The 19,803-nt window shown below is 73.2% G+C and carries 5 protein-coding genes; 4 read left to right on the top strand and 1 reads right to left on the bottom strand.

The window, feature by feature from the left end:
* Positions 1–2 precede the first annotated feature (2 nt).
* From ACLVWQ_RS39140 to ACLVWQ_RS39125, 4 genes are all read left to right on the top strand, one after another.
* Positions 3–1,472 carry an MFS transporter gene (locus tag ACLVWQ_RS39140; protein ID WP_414114090.1) on the top strand — a complete coding sequence of 490 codons (1,470 nt, stop codon included), beginning with the start codon at positions 3–5 and terminating at the stop codon, positions 1,470–1,472.
* A gap of 280 nt (positions 1,473–1,752) precedes the next feature.
* Positions 1,753–2,955: an acyl-CoA dehydrogenase family protein gene (locus ACLVWQ_RS39135; protein ID WP_414114089.1), complete on the top strand. Its 1,203-nt coding sequence runs from the start codon at positions 1,753–1,755 to the stop codon at positions 2,953–2,955.
* Between the two features lie 219 nt (positions 2,956–3,174).
* Entirely contained in the window at positions 3,175–11,508 is an 8,334-nt protein-coding gene (locus ACLVWQ_RS39130) for a type I polyketide synthase (protein WP_414114088.1), read from the top strand.
* Positions 11,509–11,513: 5 nt separating this feature from the next.
* Complete coding sequence (locus ACLVWQ_RS39125; protein WP_414114087.1) at positions 11,514–17,042, top strand: SDR family NAD(P)-dependent oxidoreductase; 5,529 nt, start codon at positions 11,514–11,516, stop codon at positions 17,040–17,042.
* Between the two features lie 788 nt (positions 17,043–17,830).
* Here the strand turns inward: ACLVWQ_RS39125 and ACLVWQ_RS39120 are convergent.
* Positions 17,831–19,803, bottom strand: a 1,973-nt coding sequence (locus ACLVWQ_RS39120; protein ID WP_414114086.1) for a thioester reductase domain-containing protein, incomplete at its 5' end; no start/stop codon positions are given.

The raw sequence follows: 19,803 nt of genomic DNA, 5'->3' as shown, positions 1-19,803 counted from the left end.
CAGTGGAGGACACATCCGACCTCCATTACGTCAACCGCTGGAAGATCCTGGCGGTGATCGGTCTCGCGCAGCTAACGATCTTCCTCGACACCACGGTCGTCAACATCGCGCTGCCCTCGGCCCAGGCCGATCTCGGGTTCGGCGACGGTGACCGCCAGTGGGTCATCACGGCCTACGCGCTGGCCTTCGGCAGTCTGCTGCTGCTCGGTGGCAGGCTGGTCGACATCATCGGGGCCAAGCGGTCCCTGATGATCTCGATCGTCGGCTTCGGTGTCACGTCGGTCCTGGGCGGCGCGGCCACCAGCTTCGCCATGCTGATCACCGCCCGTGCGCTCCAGGGAGGGTTCGCCGCGCTCGTCGCTCCGGCCGCCCTGTCGTTCCTGCTGACCGCGTTCAAGGACCCGCAGGAGCGGATCAAGGCGTTCGGCGTCTACGGTGCGCTCGGCAGTGGTGGGCTGGCGCTCGGCCTGATCCTCGGCGGTGCGCTGACGGACTGGCTGGACTGGCGCTGGTGCCTGTACGTGAACGTGCTGTTCACGGCGCTCGTGTTCATCGGTTCCACGCTGACCATGCAGAACCGGCAGGCCAGTGACCGTCCGGAGAAGCTCGACCTGCCGGGCACGCTGACCGCCTCGATCGGTCTGTTCTGCCTCGCCTACGGCCTCTCCAACGCCGACGACGGCGAGTGGGGCGGCGTGGACGTGTGGGGTCTGCTCGTCGCGAGTGTGGTCCTGCTGACCGCGTTCGTGCTGCTCGAGCTCCGTACCCGGACTCCGCTGCTGCCCATCCGGATCGTGCTGAACCGCAACCGGGGCGCCGCCTATCTGGCGATGTTCCTGCTGGGCATCGGTCTCTTCGTGCAGTTCCTGTTCCTGACCTACTACCTCCAGCTCATCCTGGAGTTCTCGGCGATCAAGAGTGGCCTGGCCTTCCTGCCGATGATCGTGGGCATCGGGATCGGGGCGACCACGGTCCCGCCGGCGCTGGAGCCCAAGCTCGGGTCCCGCATCCTGATCCCGGCCGGCCTCGTGCTGGCGGCGGTGGGGTCGTTCTGGCTGAGCCGTCTCACCGTCGACAGTTCGTTCCTCGGCGGCATCATGGCGCCCTCCTTCATCGCCGGCATCGGCTTCGGCCTGGTGGTCTCCCTGGGCTCCGCGGTCGCGACGGTCGGGGTCGAAGCACAGGACGCCGGAGCGGCGTCGGCGCTGGTCAACACCGTGCAGCAGGTGGGCGGCTCCATCGGTACCGCGCTCCTCAGCACGTTGGCGATCACCGCGGCCGACTCCTTCCTCGAAGGTAAGAAGCCGACACCGCTGGTGGCGGCGGAGGCCGCGGTGGAGAGCTACACCACGGCGTTCTTCTGGGGCGCGGTGGTCTTCCTGGCCGGCGCGATCGTCTGCGGCGTGCTGTTCGACCGGCACGCGAAGGCGCAGGACGACTCACAGGACGGCGCTCCGCTTCCCGTCGTCTGAGCCGTCCGGCCCCTTCGGGCTGTTCGGCCCGTTCGGCACGCCCTGTTCGGCACGCCCCGTTCGGACGGCCCGGCGGCATGTCCGCCCGGCCGTGCGGCCGCGGAATCCGGCCGTCGCACCGGTACTTGGTCCCAAGTACCAGTGCGGCGGCCGGATTCTGTGTTTCCGGCGCTGGGATCGCCCGGCCCGAACCGATTGACTCGACGCTGAAACAAGGTGTGGTGAGCCCTCCTCAGCAGGGAGGTCGGCCCGACGACCCACAAACCGAAGGAGAGGTTCCGTGACAGCAGTGACCGATGAGCGGGCAGAGGGAACGGCCGGTCCGGCGGTCGACCCGGCGGAGATCGTGGCGCGCGCCCGCGAGCTGGCGCCCCTGATCCGCGAGCACGCGGTGAAGACCGAGCAGGACCGCAGGCTCGCCGAGGAGGTCGTGGTCGCTCTCCGGGACGCGAAGCTGTTCCGCCTCTCGACGCCGACCCGGTACGGCGGTTACGACCTGTCGCTGCCCGACCTGATCGCGGTCGTCACCGAGGTGGGCAAGGCGTGTGGGTCCGCGGGCTGGAACCTCGCGATCGAGACGGCGTCCACCCGGTTCGCCCTGGACGGTCTGCCGGACACGGCGATCGACGACATGTTCGAGGGCAACCCCGACGCGTTCGTGCTCTCCACGGCCAGCCTGACCACGACCAAGGCCCGGCGCGTCGAGGGCGGCTTCCGGATCAGCGGGACGTTCCCGTGGAGCTCCGCCTGTGAGATCGCGGACTGGGCGTGCGTACCCGGCGTGATCATCCACGACGGCGACGAGCCCACCACGGACCTCGTGGGCGTCGCGGTGCCCCTGAGCGACCTGAAGATCGAGCGGACCTGGCACTCGGCCGGCCTGGCCGGTTCCGGCACCCACACGTGTGTGGCGGAGGACGTCTTCGTCCCGGAGCGCCGGGGCCTGGTGTTCAGCTTCACCGACCTGAAGGGAGAGGAGGAGCGCGACAGCCAGCTCACCCAGGGCAGCGCGCAGTCCCTGGCCGCGCTCGTCGGTGCGGCCCAGGGAGCGGTCGAGGCCGCTCGCGAGCTGCTCGACAAGCGACGGGGGATCAACTACACCGTCTACGAGGCGGCCGTCGACGCGCCGTCGGTGCAGATGGCCTTCGCCGAGGGCGTCCACCTCATAGAGACGGCCGCCCTGCACCTGCGTGAGGTCGGTGCCACGCTCGACGGGATCCCGGAGACGACCCCCCTGCCGTGGATCGTGCGGGCCAGCGCGCGCATGCACGAGAGGTCCGCCCAGGAGAAGGCGCGGGCCGGCGTGGAGAAGCTCATCGACGCGGTCGGGGCGAGTGCCTTCTCCCTGTCGAACCCGCTGCAGCGCCTCTGGCGTGATATCGCCGTGATGAGCCGCCACACCTCGACCAACGGTCCTGCCATTCTCGAGGACTACAGCCGTGCGGTACTGGACATCCACCCGTCGGTGACCCTGCTGTACTGACAAAAGGCAACGGGCGAGTTTCATCGAGCGCCCCTCGTCGCGTCACGCGTCGATACTGCTCGACGGCAACAAAGTAAAACGCCGTCGGGCAATATCGGCGCGCCTTTTTGTTCGCAAATTCTTTTAACCCGTCCGACTGTCGTCGGTGACCAGATTTCCCACCGCATTCTGGGACCGTGAAACAAGCAGACACTTCGAAGCCCACGGTTCACTGTGAATATGAGACAGATCGCTGTGGTCGGGTTGGCTTGTCGGTTTCCTGAGGCTGGCGACGGCCACGAGTTCTGGCGGCTGCTGAGGGACGGGACCAATGCCGTACGGGAGGCCCCGGCCGACCGGTGGCCCGGTGCGGAGCTCCCGAACCGCTTCGGCGGATTCGTCGAGCAGGTCGACCGTTTCGACGCGGCGTTCTTCGGGATCTCACCGCGCGAGGCCGCCGCGATGGACCCGCAGCAGCGCCTGACGCTGGAGCTCGCCTGGGAGGCGCTGGAGGACGCGCGCATCGTTCCCGCCGCACTCGGCGGCAGCGACACCGGGATGTTCGTCGGCGTCATGTGGGACGACTACGCGGCGCTCCAGGACCGGCTGGGCCCGGACGGAGTCAGCCGGCACACGATGACCGGAACCCGCCGCGGGATCATCGCCAACCGGGTCTCCTACCACCTCGGCCTGCGCGGACCGAGCATGACGGTGGACACCGCCCAGTCGTCCTCCCTGGTGGCCGTCCACCTGGCGGCCGAGAGCCTGCGCCGCGGCGAGTGCGGTGTGGCCGTCGCCGGGGGCGTGAACCTCAACATCCTGAGCGAGACGACACTCGGCGCCTCGCGGTTCGGCGGACTGTCGCCGGACGGCCGGTGCTTCACCTTCGACGTGCGGGCCAACGGGTTCGTGCGCGGTGAGGGCGGCGGGATCGTCGTCCTCAAGCCGCTGGACACCGCGCTCGCCGACGGCGACGACATCTACTGCGTCCTGAGCGGTGGCGCCATGAACAACGACGGCGCGGGGGACGGCGATCAGGCCGGCCTCACCGTGCCGAGCCGCTCCGCACAGGAGGAGGTCGTCCGGCAGGCGTACCGGCGGGCCGGTGTCGCGATGCGCAGCGTGCAGTACGTGGAGCTGCACGGCAGCGGTACGAAGGTGGGCGACCCCATCGAGGCGGCCGCGCTCGGTGCCGCGCTCGGACGCGTCCGGCCGTCCGGTGCGCCGCTGCGGGTCGGCTCGGTCAAGACCAACATCGGCCACCTGGAGGGCGCCGGCGGCATAGCCGGGCTGCTCAAGGTGGCCCTGAGCATCCGTCACCGGTCGCTGCCGCCGAGCCTGAACTTCGTCACACCGCACCCGGACATCCCCCTCGACGACCTCAGGCTGCGGGTGCAGACCGAGCTGACGCCGTGGCCCGAGCCGGACCGGCCCCTGGTGGCCGGGGTGAGTTCGTTCGGCATGGGCGGCACGAACTGCCACCTGGTGGTCGGCGAACCCCCGGTGGCGGCCGAGGCACCGGCCTCGTCCGCCGCTCCGACGGCCGACCGGCGCCCGGAGACCGGCGCGTCGGCGTGGCCGATCGCCGGGCGCTCCACGGAGGCGCTGCGCGCCCAGGCGGCCCGGCTGCTGTCCTTCGTGGACGAGGGTGACGAGTCCGCCGCGGACATCGGGCTGTCCCTCGCCACCACCAGGACGGCCTTCCGCCACCGTGCGGTCGTGGTCGGCGGCGACCGGGCCGAACTGCGCAGCCGTCTGGCCGGGTTCGCCGGTGGCGAGGCCGTCGCCGGGGTGATCGAGGGACAGGCCGTCGAGCCGGGGAAAGTGGTGTTCGCCTTCCCCGGCCAGGGCGCGCAGTGGCCGGGCATGGCCGTCGAGCTGCTGGACTCCGTACCGGAGTTCGCCGCGTCGATCCAGGCGTGTGAAGAGGCGTTCGCGCCCTACGTCGACTGGTCGCTGACCGAGGTGCTGCGGGACGCCGAGGCGCTGAAGCGGGTGGACGTGGTACAGCCCGCGCTGTTCGCGGTGATGGTGTCGCTGGCCGCCCTGTGGCGCTCCTGCGGCGTCGAGCCCTCGGCGGTCGTCGGACACAGCCAGGGCGAGATCGCCGCGGCCTGCGTGGCGGGCGCCCTCTCGCTGGAGGACGCCGCACGCGTGGTGACCCTGCGCAGCCAGGCCCTGACGGCGCTGTCCGGGCGCGGCGGCATGATGTCGGTGCTGCGGTCGGCCGACGAGGTACGCGAACGGCTCGCCGAGTGGGACGGCGAGGTGTCCGTCGCGGCGGCGAACGGCCCGGCGTCGGTGGTGCTGTCCGGGGCCCCCGAGGCACTGGACGCACTGGCCGCGCGATGGGCCCAGGACGGCATCGAGACCCGGCGGATCGCGGTCGACTACGCCTCGCACTCCGCCCAGGTCGAACAGATCCAGGAGCGGTTGTCCACCGTGCTGGACGGCATCCGGCCGCAGACCTCGTCGGTGCCCTTCTACTCCACGGTGACCGGCGCCCCGATCGACACCAGCGGCCTGGACGCCGCGTACTGGTACCGGAATCTGCGGCAGACCGTCCAGCTGGAGCAGGCGACCGCGGCGCTGGTGCGCGACGGGCACACGGTGTTCGTCGAGTGCAGCCCCCATCCCGTGCTCCTGCCGGCCCTGCGCGACACCGTGGAGCAGGCCGGGCTGGAGTCCGCCGTGGTCACCGGCTCGCTGCGCAACCGTGAGGGCGGTCCGGAACGGTTCCTCACCTCGCTCGCCGGGCTGCACGTGCGCGGGGTCGCGGTGGACTGGCCCCGGGTGTTCGCGCTGCGCGGCGCCCGCACGGTGAAACTGCCCACGTACGCCTTCCAGCGTGAGCGCCACTGGCTCGCCGGGACCACGGTCCGGACCACCGCACCCCTGGAAGCCCCGGAGGGGGCCGAGCTGCTGGAGACGGAGCCCCCGGCGGCGGAGGCCACCCCGGCGGCCCTGCCCGCCGGGCCCGAGATGCTGACGCTGGTGCGGTCGGCCCTCGCCGTCGTGCTCGGCCACGCGGGCGGCGAAGCGGTGGATCCCGGTACGACGTTCAAGGAACTCGGCATCGACTCCCTGTCCTCGGTGGAACTCCGGGACCGGCTGCGGGCGGCGACCGGCCTCACGCTGCCGACGGGCGTGCTGTTCGGCCACCCGACGCCCACCGAACTCGCCGACCACCTGCGCGCGCTGGCCTCCGGCGCCGAGGAGCCCACCGCTCCCGCCGCCGCGGAGCCGGCCGGCCTCGCGGACGACGAACCGATCGCGATCGTCGGGATGGCCTGCCGGCTCCCCGGCGGTGTCACCTCACCGGACGACCTGTGGCAGCTCGTCCTGAACGAGACGGACGCGATCTCGGACTTCCCCACCAACCGCGGCTGGGACACCGACCGGCTCTACGACCCCGACACGGAATCGGGCCGCAGCGGCACGTCGTACACCCGGCAGGGCGGCTTCCTGTACGACGCCGACCAGTTCGACCCCGGGTTCTTCGGCATCTCGCCCAGGGAAGCCCTCGCCATGGACCCGCAGCAGCGGCTGCTCCTGGAGACCTCCTGGGAGGCCCTGGAGCGCGCCGGTATCGATCCCGTCGGCCAGCGGGGCGCGTCCGTCGGAGTCTTCGTCGGCGCGATGGAGCAGGACTACGGCCCCCGGCTGCACGTCGCGGACGCCGAGACCGACGGCTACCGGCTGACCGGCAGCTCGATCAGCGTCGTGTCCGGCCGGATCGCCTACACGCTCGGACTCCACGGCCCCGCCATCACGGTGGACACCGCGTGCTCCTCCTCGCTGGTGGCGCTGCATCTCGCGGCGCGTGCCCTGCGCGCCGGAGAGTGCTCGCTGGCCCTGGCCGGCGGCGTCGCGGTGATGTCGGGGCCGGGGATGTTCGTCGAGCTGAGCCGCCAGCACGCGCTGTCCGTGGACGGCCGCTGCAAGGCGTTCTCCTCCACCGCCGACGGCACCGGATGGGCCGAGGGCGCGGGAACCGTGGTCCTCGAACGGCTGTCGGACGCACGACGCAACGGGCACCGGGTCCTGGCCGTGGTGCGCGGCAGCGCCGTCAACCAGGACGGGGCGTCCAACGGACTCACCGCGCCCAACGGCGTCGCCCAGGAGCGCGTGATCCGCCAGGCACTCGCCGGCGCGGGGCTGTCCACCGGCGACGTCGACGTCGTCGAGGCGCACGGCACCGGAACGCTGCTCGGCGACCCGATCGAGGCGGAGGCGCTGGCCGCCACGTACGGCCGCGGCCGGGAACCGGACCGTCCGCTGCTGCTGGGCTCGCTGAAGTCCAACATCGGCCATGCCCAGGCCGCCGCCGGTGTGGCCGGTGTGATCAAGATGGTCCAGGCGCTGCGGCACGAAACGGTGCCGAAGACCCTGCACGTCGACGAACCGACCCCGCACGTCGACTGGACCGCCGGCGGGGTGGAACTGGCGACCGAGGCGCGGGCATGGCCGGACAGCGGCCGCGCGCGCCGGGCCGGGGTGTCCTCCTTCGGCATCAGCGGCACCAACGCGCACGTGATCATCGAGGAGGCCCCGCCGGAGCCCGTACCCGTACCGGCGGCCGTACCCGTCGCCGGGGACGGCGCGACGGACCCCGGGGCGGCCTCGCCTGCGGTGTCCGCCGACCCCGAGCTGCCGTGGGTGTTCTCCGCGAGCAGCGAGGACGCCGTGGCCTCGCAGGCCGCCGCCCTGCTGTCCTTCGTCGACGCCGATCCCTGGCTGGACCGGGCGGACGCGGGCCTCTCGCTCGCCGCCGCCCGCTCCGGCCTGCCGCACCGCGCCGCCGTCGTCGCGTCCGACCTGGCCGGGCTGCGCAGGGGGCTGGCCGCCGTCGCCGACGGCACCGAGGCGCCGGGTGTGGTGCGCGGCACCGCGCGGGACGTGGGCGGGGTGGTCTTCGTCTTCCCCGGCCAGGGGTCGCAGTGGCCCGGTATGGCCCTGCAGATGCTCGACGAGTCGCCCGTGTTCGCCGACACGATGCGCGCGTGCGCGGACGCGCTCGCCCCGCACTTCGACTGGGACCTGTTCGAGGTGCTGCGGGACGAAGAGGCGCTGGAAAAGGTCGATGTACTGCCGTCCGTGCTGTTCGCGATCATGGTGTCGCTGGCCGCGCTGTGGCGCTCCTACGGCCTTGAGCCCAGCGCGGTCGTGGGCAACTCACAGGGGGAGATCGCCGCCGCCTGCGTGGCCGGCGCCCTCGACATCGCCGACGCCGCGAAGGTCGTCGCGCTGCGCAGCAAGACCGTCCGCGCGCTGTCCGGCTCCGGCGGCCTGGTCTCGCTCGCGCTGCCCGAGGACGAGGTCGCCGAGATCCTGCGCCCCTGGGAGGGCCGGCTCTCGGTGGCCGTGGTGAACGGCCCGACGTCCGTCGTCGTCGCCGGTGACATCGACGCGCTGGTCGAGCTGGTCGCCGCGTGCGAGGCGGACGGGATACGGGCCAAGCGGCTCCTGGCGGACTACGCGTCGCACTCGGCGCACGTGGAGCCGATCCGGGACGAACTGCTCACCGTCATGGCCGGGCTGACGCCCCGGCCCTCGACGATCCCGTTCTACTCGACGGTGACCGCCGACGTGCTGGACACCACCGGACTGAACGGCGAGTACTGGTACAGCAATCTGCGCGAGCGGGTCCGCTTCGCGGAGACGGTCGACGTACTGGCCGAGCGCGGGCACTCCCTGTTCGTGGAGATGACTCCGCATCCCGTGCTGACGGCTGCCGTCGAGGACATCCGGGAGGACGCGGTCGCCGTCGGCTCGCTGCGCCGCGGTGACGGTGGCGTCAAGCGGTTCCTGACCTCACTGGCCGAGGTGTACGCACACGGGGCGAGCCCCGACTGGCGGGCCGTCTTCCCCGGTGCCCGGCAGGCCGACGTCCCCACCTCCGCCTTCCGGCGGCAGAGCTACTGGCTCGCCCTGGCTCCGGACGCCGGGTCGGGGAACGTCGAGGCCGCGGGCCTGACCGCGGCGGAACACCCGCTGCTCGGCGCGGTGGTGGAACTGCCGGACTCCGGCGGTCTCGTCCTCACCGGACAGCTGTCCCGGCAGACCCAGCCCTGGCTGACCGACCACGGACTGGGCGACACGGTGCTGCTGCCCGGCACCGCCTTCCTGGAGCTGGCGGTCCGCGCGGGCGACGAGGTGGGCTGCGACCAGGTGGCCGAGCTGACCTGCGAGATCCCGCTGATCCTGCCGCCGCACGGCAGGGTCGACATCCGGGTCACGGTCGGCGAACCGGACCGCTCGGGCCGCTGCGACCTGGCGGTGCACGCACGCCCCGCGGACGGCTCCGGCGGCTGGACCCGGCACGCGAGCGGTGCTCTCGCCTCCGGCCCCGGCGAGGAGTTCGACCTGACCGACTGGCCGCCGCCCGGCGCCGTGGCGGTCGAGTGGGACGGCGGGTACGACCGCTGGACCGCGCTCGGCTACCACTACGGCCCGGCGTTCCAGGGCCTGCGCTCCTGGTGGCGGCGGGGCACGGAGATCTTCGCCGAGGTCACGCTGCCGCCGGAGATCGAGGCGGAGGCCACCCGGTACGGGCTGCACCCGGCGCTGCTGGACGCCGCGCTGCACCCGGTGGTCGGGGACGGCCAGGACTGCCGGCTGCCGTTCTCCTGGCAGGGAGTGTCGCTGCAGGCCGGCGGCGCCTCCGCGCTGCGGGTGTGGATCACACCGGACGGCGCGGACACGGTCGCGCTGCGTCTCGCCGACAGCACCGGTGCGCCGGTGGCCTCGGTCGAGGCGCTGGCGCTGCTGCCGGTCCCGGCCGGGGAACCGGCCGCCGGGCCCGCGGACGGCCTGTTCCGGGTGGACTGGCTGGAGGCAGGTGTACCGGAACTCCCCGGCGGTCCGCGGCCGTGGGCGCTCGCCGGCCCCGACGAACTCGGGCTCGGACTCGGACTGCCGTCCCACACGGATCTCGACGCCCTGGCCGGCGCCGGAACGGTGCCCGAGGTGGTGTTCGCCACCCTGACCGGCGAGGCCACCGCGGACGGTGTCCACGCCCTGGTGGGCCGCACCCTGCGGCTGATCCAGGAGTGGCTCGCCGACGAGCGGTTCGCCGCGTCGAAACTGGTGCTGGTCACCAGGAACGCGATGGCCGTGGAACCGGTCATGGAACCGGTCGAGGCGGACATGCTCGGCGTGGCCGCCGCCGGGGCCTGGGGCATGGTGCGCTCGGCCCAGCGGGAGCACCCGGACCGGTTCGTCGTCATCGACCTGGACGGTCACCAGGAGTCGGTCACGGCCCTGTCGGCCGCCCTGGCCACCGGCGAGCCGCAACTGGCGATCCGCAAGGGCCGGCCGGTGGTGCCCCGGCTCGCCCGGGTCACCCCCAGGCCGGCGGTGCGGCCCGACCTCGCGACGGGCACGGTGCTGCTCACCGGTGCCACCGGAACCCTCGGCGGCCTCTTCGCCCGGCACCTGGTGACCAGGTACGGGGCCACTCATCTGCTGCTGACCAGCAGGCGCGGCCCCGATTCCCCCGGCGCGGCCGAACTCGCGGCGGAGCTGACCGGGCTGGGCGCGACCGTCACCGTGGCGGCCTGCGACACCGCCGACAAGGCCGCGCTGGCCGCGCTGCTGGCGTCCGTGCCGGCCGATCGGCCGCTGACGGGTGTGGTGCACGCCGCGGGAACGCTGGACGACACGGTGATCGAGGCGATGCAGCCGGAGCAACTGGAGCGTGTGCTGCGGCCGAAGGTCGACGCCGCACTGAACCTGCACCAGCTGACCCGCGGCCTCGACCTGTCGATGTTCGTCCTGTTCTCCTCCGTCGCGGGCGTCTTCGGACTGCCGGGACAGGCGAACTACGCGGCGGCCAACGTGTTCATGGACGCCCTGGCCCAGTACCGCGTGGCCCGGGGCCTGCCCACCGTGTCGCTCGCCTGGGGCTTGTGGGCGAAGGCCAGCGGAATGACCGGCCAGCTCTCGGACACCGACCTGAGCCGGATGAGCCGGGCCGGACTGGCCCCGATGTCCTCGGAGGAGGGCCTGGCCCTCTTCGACGCCGCGCTCGCCTCCGGCGAGACCCTGCTCGTCCCGGCCAGGGTCGACCCGGCCGCCGTACGCGCACAGGGCCCGGTGCCCGCGCTGCTGCGCGGCGTGGTCCGCGACCGGGTCAGGCGGGCGGAGGCAGCGGCCGTCGACCGGGCGGGCGCCGCGTCCCTCGGCGACAGCCTCTCCGCGATGACCGACGAGGAACGCGCGGAAGCCCTGCTCGGCCTCGTACGGGAGCACACCGCCACCGTGCTGGCACACGGCACACCGGGCACGGTCACCCCCGACCGGAGCTTCAAGGAGCTCGGCTTCGACTCGCTGACCGCGGTGGAACTGCGCAACCGGCTGGGCGCGGCGACCGGCCTGCGGCTGCGCGCCACGCTGGTGTTCGACTACCCGACGCCGTCGGCACTCGCCGGCCACCTCGGCGCGGCGCTCGGCCCGGCGGAACCGTCCGCGCCGGCGGCTCCATCCACCCCCGCGCCGCCCGTCCGTCAGCTGGACGGGCTGGCGCTCGACGAGCTCTTCGATCTCATCGACGGCGAACTCGGCACAATCTGAACGGAGTGCTCATGAGCAACGAAGAGAAGCTGGTCGAGTACCTCAAACGCGTCACGGCCGAACTCCAGCAGACCAAGCAGCAGCTGCGGGAGGCCGAGGAGGGCGGTCAGGAACCGGTCGCCGTCATCGGCATGGCATGCCGCTACCCCGGCGACGTCAGCTCGCCCGAGGACCTGTGGCGGCTGCTGGACACCGGCGGCGACGCGATCACCGAGTCCCCCGCCGACCGGGGCTGGGACATGGACGCGCTGTACGACCAGGACCCGGACGTGTCCGGCCGCACCTACACCCGGCGCGGCGGATTCCTGCGCGGAGCCACCGAGTTCGACGCCGAGTTCTTCGAGATCTCCCCGCGCGAGGCGGTGGCGATGGACCCCCAGCAGCGGCTGCTGCTGGAGACCTCGTGGGAGGCGATGGAGCGGGCCGAGGTCCGCCCCGCCTCGCTGCGCGGCGCCCGGGTCGGCGTGTTCGCGGGAGCCATGGCGACGGACTACGGGCCCCGGCTGCACGAGGCGGCCGGCGGTGCGGAGGCGCACCTGCTCACCGGCGTCACGAACAGCGCCACCTCCGGGCGGATCGCGTACACCTTCGGCTTCGAGGGGCCCGCGGTCACCGTCGACACGGCGTGCTCGTCGTCGCTGGTCGCCCTGCACCTGGCCGTCCAGGCCCTGCGCCGCGGGGAGTGCACGATGGCGCTGGCCGGTGGCGCCACGGTCATGTCCACCCCGGGCATGCTCGTCGCGTTCAGCCGGCAGCGCGGACTGTCCCCCGACGGGCGCTGCAAGTCCTTCGCGGACACGGCCGACGGCACCGGCCTGGCCGAGGGCGCCGCCATGATCCTGGTGGAGCGGCTCTCGGACGCCGTGCGGCTCGGACACCCGGTGCTCGCCGTGGTGCGCGGCAGCGCGGTCAACCAGGACGGCGCGTCGAACGGGTTCACCGCGCCGAACGGACCGTCCCAGCAACGGGTGATCAGGCAGGCGCTCGCCGACGCCGGTCTGTCCCCTTCGGACGTGGACGCGGTGGAGGCACACGGCACCGGCACCAGCCTCGGCGACCCCATCGAGGCGCAGGCGGTCCTGGACACCTACGGCCTCGGCCGGGACCGCGACCGTCCCGTGTGGCTCGGCTCGCTGAAGTCCAACATCGGGCACACCCAGGCCGCCGCCGGAGTCGGCGGTGTCATCAAGATGGTGCAGGCGCTGCGGCACGGTGTGCTGCCCCGGACCCTGCACGTGGACACCCCGTCGTCGCACGTGGACTGGACGGACGGGACGGTCGGTCTGCTGACCGAGCGGCGTGCGTGGCCGGTGACGGGCGCCCCGCGGCGGGCCGCGGTGTCGTCCTTCGGGATCAGCGGCACCAACGCGCACCTGATCCTGGAGGAGGCACCGGAGGCCGGGGCCGCCGGGACCGGGGCCGGTGAACCGGACGCACCGGTGTCCCTGCCGCTCGTGCCGTGGGTGCTGTCCGGCAAGACCCCCGACGCGCTGGCCGGCCAGGCCGCGCGGCTGCTGGCCGAGCTGGAGGCTCCGGAGCCCACGGACTCCACGGACCCGACGGCCGCCCTGGAACCGCTCGCCGCCGGATTCTCGCTGGCGACCGCCAAGGTGGCGTTCGAGCAGCGGGCCGCGGTGGTGGCGGGCGACCGCGACGGACTGCTCGCCGGCCTGCGGGCGCTCGCCGACGGTGGCACGGACACCGGTGTGGTGCGCGGCGTCGCACACCCGGGCCGTACCGCCTTCCTGTTCGCCGGACAGGGCACCCAGCGCCTCGGGATGGGCAGGGAGCTGTACGCGGAGTTCCCCGCCTTCGCGACGGCGCTGGACGAGGTGTGCGCCGGATTCGACGGCCTGCTGGACCGGCCGCTGCGCGACGTGCTGTTCGCCGGGGCCGAGACGGATGCCGCCACGGACGCCGCCACCGACGCCGGTACGGCGGCCGAGGACGCGGACCTTGCGGGGCTGCTGGACCGGACCGGGTGGGCGCAGCCCGCGCTGTTCGCGGTCGAGGTCGCGCTGACCCGGCTGCTCGGCTCCTGGGGCGTGCTGCCCGAGGCGCTGGCCGGCCACTCGCTCGGTGAGCTGTCGGCGGCCTTCGTCGCCGGACTGTGGACCCTTGAGGACGCCTGCCGGGTGGTGGCCGCGCGTGGCCGGCTGATGGAGGCACTGCCCCAGGACGGCGCGATGGTGTCGATCCGGGCGACCGAGGACGAGGTCGTGGCGGCGCTGGAGGGCGACGCCGTCGGCATCGCCTCCGTGAACGGGCCGGAATCGGTGGTCGTGTCGGGCGACGAGGACGCCGTGCTGCGGATCGCCGAGCACTTCGCCGCCCTCGGCCGGCGCACGAAGCGGCTCCGCGTGAGCCACGCGTTCCACTCGCCCCTGATGGACCCGATGCTGGAGTCCTACCGCGCGGTCCTCGCCGACGTGGCGTTCCACGAGCCGCTGCTGCCGATCATGTCCACGGTCACCGGCGAGCCGCTGGCGGCGGAGACGGTGCGCTCGGTGGAGTACTGGGTGCGTCAGGTCCGTGAGCCGGTGCGGTTCGCCGCCACCATGGGCCGTCTCCAGGAGGACGGGGTGACCCGTTTCATCGGGATCGGCCCGGACGCCGCGATCACCACGATGGCCGAGGGATGCTTCGCGGAGCGGGACCCGGCGCGCGACCACGGCCCCGCCCCGGTCGCACTGCCGGTGCTGCGGGCCGACCGCCCGGAACCGGCCACCGCGCTGACCGCGCTGGCCTCGGCGCACGTGCACGGCGTGGAGGTGGACTGGCACCAGGTGTTCGCCGGGACGGGCGCCGTCGGCGTGGACCTGCCGACCTACGCCTTCCAGCGTGACCGGTACTGGATGGACGTCACCGCGCCCGCGGGCGATCTGCGGGCCGCCGGACTGATCACCGGAGAACATCCGCTGCTCGGCGCGGTGCTGACACTGCCCGAGTCCGGCGAGACCGTGCTGACCGGCAGGCTGTCGCTGGAGGCCCAGCCGTGGCTGGCCGACCACGCGGTGTTCGGCCAGGTGTTCGTGCCGGGCACCGTGTTCGTGGAGATGGCGCTGCGCGCCGGCCGTGAGGTCGGCTGCGACCTGCTGGACGAACTGACCGTGCACACACCGCTGGTCCTGGGCGAGCGGGACGGGGCGCGGGTCCAGGTGGTGGTCGGGAAGGCCGACGAGTCGGGACACCGCGAGGTGTCCGTGCACGCGCATCCGGACGGCGGCGAGTGGGTCCGGCACGCCGAGGGCTCGCTGAGCGGCTGGACCCGGCCTGCCGCCTTCGACGCCACCGTCTGGCCCCCGGACGGGGCGGAGGAGGTCGAGCTCGGTGACGTGTACGGCGACCTCGCCGCGCGCGGCTACGACTACGGTCCGGCCTTCCAGGGGCTGACAGGGGTGTGGCGGCGCGGCGACGAGCTGTTCGCCGAGGCGGCCCTGCCGGCGGACGCCGCGAAGGGGGCGGACGGGTTCGGTCTGCACCCGGCGCTGCTGGACGCGGCGCTGCACGCCGTCTGGTACGGGTCGGTCCTCGACGCGATGGACGGTGCCGTTCTGCCGTTCGCCTGGTCGGGTGTGTCCCTGTCGGCGGTCGGGGCGTCCGCGCTGCGGCTGCGGATGGCGCCCTCCGGCACGGACGTGGTGTCGGTCCAGCTCGCGGACGCGGCCGGAGCGCCGGTGGCGTCGGTCGACGGCCTGCGGTTCCGGCAGATGCCGGCGTCGGGGCCCGGCACGACCGTGGACTCGATGTTCCGGGTGGCCTGGTCGACGGTGCCCGCCGGACCGGCGGCACCCGTCCGCTGGACGCTCGCGGACGGGCTCGCGGACGTGCCCGCCGACCCGGGAGTGGTGTTCCTGCGCTGCCCGGCGGGGCCGGACGCCGAACAGATCACCGGCGCGGTGCTCACCGTCATGCAGGAGTGGCTCGCCGACGAACGGTTCGCCTCCGGAACCCTCGTACTGGTGACCGGCGGAGCGGTCGCCACCGGGCCGGGGGAGCCGGTCGACGGGCTCGCCCAGGCGGGCGTGTGGGGTCTGGTACGGACGGCCCAGACCGAGCATCCGCACCGGTTCGGGCTGCTGGACACGGACGCCGACCCGGTGCGCTGGGACGCGGTGGCGGCCCTGATCGCCGAGGAGCCGCAACTGGCCCTGCGGTCCGGCCAGTTCCTGGTGCCCCGGCTGGCCAGGGCCGAGGGCGGCGGGGGCGCGGTGTCCCCAGCGGCCTTCGGCGCCGGCACCGTGCTCGTCACCGGCGGTACCGGAACGCTCGGTGCCGTCGTGGCACGGCACCTGGTGACCGCGTACGGGGTACGGCGGCTGGTCCTGGTCAGCCGTACGGGCGCCGACTCCCCGAACGGCGTGGCCCTGGCGGCCGAGCTGACCGGGCTGGGGGCCGAAGTGGTCCTGGCCGCCTGCGACACGGCGGACCGTGCCGCGCTCTCGGGGGTGCTCGCCGCCATCCCGGCCGACGCCCCGCTCACCGGTGTGGTGCACGCGGCCGGAGTGCTCGACGACGGCCTGCTGACCGACCTGACCACGCGTCGGCTCGACACGGTGCTGCGGCCCAAGTCGGCCGCCGCGCTGAACCTGCACGAGCTGACCCGCGAGCTCGACCTGTCGGCGTTCGTGCTGTTCTCCTCGATGTCCGGGCTGATCGGGCCGGCCGGACAGGCGAACTACGCGGCGGGCAACACCTACCTGGACGCGCTCGCGCAGCACCGGAGGGCCCAAGGGCTGCCCGGGGTGTCGCTGGCCTGGGGCATGTGGGACGAGCGCAGCACGATGACCGAGCACCTGAGCGAGGTGGACGTGGCCAGGCTGAGCCGCTTCGGGGTGACCCTGTCGACCTCCGAGCAGGGCCTCTCGATGCTGGACGCCGCGCTCGGCATCGACGAACCGGTGCTGGTGCCCGTGGCACTGGACCTGGCCTCCATCCGCGCTCAGAGCGACGTCCCGCCGATCCTGCGGCGGCTGGCGGGCCGGGGCGCCACCGCGCGCGCCCCACGGCCGACGGCCGCCTCGGGTTCCATGGCCGAGCGGCTGGCCGGACTGCCGGAGGCGGACCGGTACGAGGCACTCCTCGACCTCGTACGCACCCAGATGGCCGAGGTGCTCCAGTACGCGGCGGGCCGGTCGCTCGATCCTGACCGGGCCTTCTCCGACCTCGGTGTCGACTCGGTGTCCGCCGTCGAGTTCCGGAACAGGCTCACCGGCGTGACCGGCCTCAGGCTCGCCCAGACACTGGTCTTCGACCATCCGAACGCGGCGGCCGTCACCCGTGAGCTGGTGCGCGAGCTCTCGGCCGGTGCCACGGCACCGACGGGTTCGGTGCTGACCGAACTGGACCGGGTGGATTCGGTGCTGACCATGTCCTCGGCGACGGGTCCGGACGGCGACAAGATCGTCGACCGTGTCGAGGGCCTGCTGACGAAGCTGCGCGCCTTCAGGGAATCCGACGACGCCTCCGCGGTCCGGTTCGACGTCACCGACGCCTCGGACGAGGATCTCTTCCAGTTCCTGGACGGCAGCTGAGCCGTATCAGCCGGGGCACATGACCCGGTCGACACACCGATGGTCCGCCGGGGCGGTGAACACCCCGGCGGACCATCGGCGTTCCGGCCCCGGGGGAGCGGAGGGACGACGGGCGGGCCCACGCGTACGGCGTCCGCCGACGTGAAGCCGACGGCCGCGGGCTGTAGGGGGCCGTGACGTCGGAGGGCCCGCGCGGCGCCGAAGGGCGCGGCGGCGGCGGACCTCCCGGCGGGCCTCGCCGGCTGTGCGGGGCTGGGACGTCGGGGGCCTGCGCGGCGATGCGGGGCGCGGTGGCAGCGCACCTGCCGGGACTCGCCGGCTGTGCGGGGCCGGGATGTCGGAGGGCTTGTGTGGTGTCGCGGGGCGCGGTGGCGGCGGACCGTTCGGCGGGCCTCGCCGGCTGTACGGGGCTGGGATGTCGGGGGGCCTGCGCGGCGATGCGGGGCGCGGAGGCAGCGCACCTCCCGGGCCTCGCCGGCCGTACGAGGCCGGGGCGTTGGAGGACCTGCGCGGTGCCGCGGGGCGCGGAGGCGGTGAGCCTCCCGGCGGGGAGAGCCCGGCCTACGCTGACGTGGGCCCGTCCTGCTCGTCCTCCTGCGTCCCTCGCCGTCGCCCCGTGCTTCCCGTGTTCCGTCCTTCTCGACGGTCCGCGCGGGGACGACCGCCGCTCGTCGTTCCGGCAGGGGCACCGTCCCCGGGCCGGGGACCCGGACGCCGGAAGGCCGTCAGCCGCGGGGATCACATCGATCCCCGCGGCTGACGGCCTTCCGACGTTCTGCGGACCGTGCCTACCCGAGCTTCTCCGACGCCGGGAAGTAGCCGACGCTCGCGAAGAACTCGGTGTACGTCGCGAACAGGTCGGCGTCGATCTTCGGGCAGACGATGTCCGTGCCGGCCAGGGCGGCCTCGGTCGTGCTGACGTCCACCTCCATGTACAGGGCCTCGCCCGCGGTCATGTAGCTCCGGAAGATGTCGATCGTCGGGAAGAGCGCGTTGTCCCGGTCGTCGCGGACCGTGGCGACGAACTCGTCCCAGCTCACCTCGTCCAGGGTGTAACCGGACTCACGCAGCCGCGTCACCATGTCGGCGAAGCTGACGGCCACCGGGTTGAAGAGGTGGAAGGTCCGGCCGCTCGTCGTACGGGACAACTCCAGGACGGCCGCGCTGACATAGTCCACCGGGACCATCGGGAACAGCGCGTTCGCTCCGGTCGGTACCGTCCGGGCCTGGAGACTGCCCTTCAGGCTCAGCCAGACGAAGTCACGCGTCTGGCAGGCGCCGTTGGTCTGCGCGCCCGAGATGACGTCGGCGCGGTAGACCGACACGGGCAGACCGCGCTCCTGGGCCAGCCCGATGATCTTCTCGGCGACGTACTTGCTCTGCCGGTAGCCGTTGGTCAGCTCCTCCGGCGGCCCGGTGGGATCCTCCGGGGTCAGCCCGCGGCCACCGGGCGCCGGCTTGGAGAAGACACCCGTGCTCGACACGTAGTGCAGCGGAACGGTCCGGTGCAGGGCGGCGAGCCGCAGCGCCTCCTCGGTGCCGGTCACGTTGGCCGCCTTCAGCGACTGGTACGGGTGCAGCCAGTTGACCGTCGCACCCGCGTGGTACACCACGTCGACCTCACGGGCGAGCCGGTCGAACCGCTCGGCGCCGAGGCCGAAGCGCGGTTCGGCGAGATCGCCGGCGATGACCTTCAGGCGGTCGGCGTCGATCTCGTCCCAGATGCCGTACCAGGTCAGGTTCGCGCGCAGCCGGTCGAGCGCGGCCGCCTCGTCCGCGCCCCGGACCAGGCAGTGCATCGTGGCGCCGGTCGAGCGCATGAGGTCCCTGAGCAGGAAGGCGCCGACGAACCCTGTCGACCCGGTCAGGAACACCTGCTCCGGGTCGGGGACCACGGTGACGACCTCCTCGGCCGGGACCACGTCGTCCGCCAGCCGCACCTCGGCCGGGAAGTCCACGGTGGACTGCGCCGCGGCCCCCGTCCGGCTGGAGAACTCCGAGCGCAGATGGGCGATCAGCGCCGTCGGACTGGTGTGGTCGAACAGCAGGGTCGGCGGCAGGCGCAGACCGGTCTGGCCCTCCAGCAGATTGCGCAGTTCGACCGCCGTCAGCGAGTCGAATCCGAGCTCGGTGAAGATGGAGCTGGCGGAGATCTGGTCGGTGCCGCTGTGGCCGAGGATCGCCGCCACCGCGGTGCGCACCAGGTCGAGCAGAAGCTCCTCCTGGCCGGCGTCGTCGAGGAGGGCGAGGCGCTCCGCGAGCGCCCCGGTGTCCTCGGCCGCCGTGGCGGCCACGCGCCGGGCGGGCGCCCGTACCAGTCCCCGCAGTATCGGGAGGGGCGGGCCCGCCTGACGCTCGATCAGGGCGACGTCGAGATGCATCGGCACCGTCGTCGGATGGGAGGAGGCGATCGCCGCGTCGAACAGCGCGCAGCCCTCAGCCGGTGCGATCGGACGCAGACCCGCCTGCGTCGCCCGGCTCCGGTCCACCTCGGACAGCCGGGACGCCATGCCCTTCTCGTGCCCCCACGCCGCCCAGGCGAGGGAGTCGGCGGGCAGGCCGTTCGCCCTGCGGTGCTGTGCGAGCGCGTCGAGGAAGTGGTTGGCCGCCGAGTAGTTGGCCTGTCCGGGGGAGCCGACGACACCGGCGGCGGAGGAGAAGAGGACGAAGAGGGTGAGGGGGAGGTCGCGGGTGAGGTCGTGGAGGTACCAGGCGGCGTCGACCTTGGGGCGCAGGACGGGGGTGAGGCGGTCGGGGGTGA

This window comes from Streptomyces sp. CWNU-52B (genome assembly GCF_047444975.1).
Taxonomy (GTDB): domain Bacteria; phylum Actinomycetota; class Actinomycetes; order Streptomycetales; family Streptomycetaceae; genus Streptomyces.
Note: the sequence above shows the minus strand (reverse complement) of the source record. Positions and strands in the feature narration are given on the sequence as shown.

Excerpts from the sequence above, each read along its gene's own strand:
- ACLVWQ_RS39130 (WP_414114088.1), top strand. The coding sequence starts at position 3,175 with ATGAGACAGATCGCTGTGGTCGGGTTGGCTTGTCGGTTTCCTGAGGCT.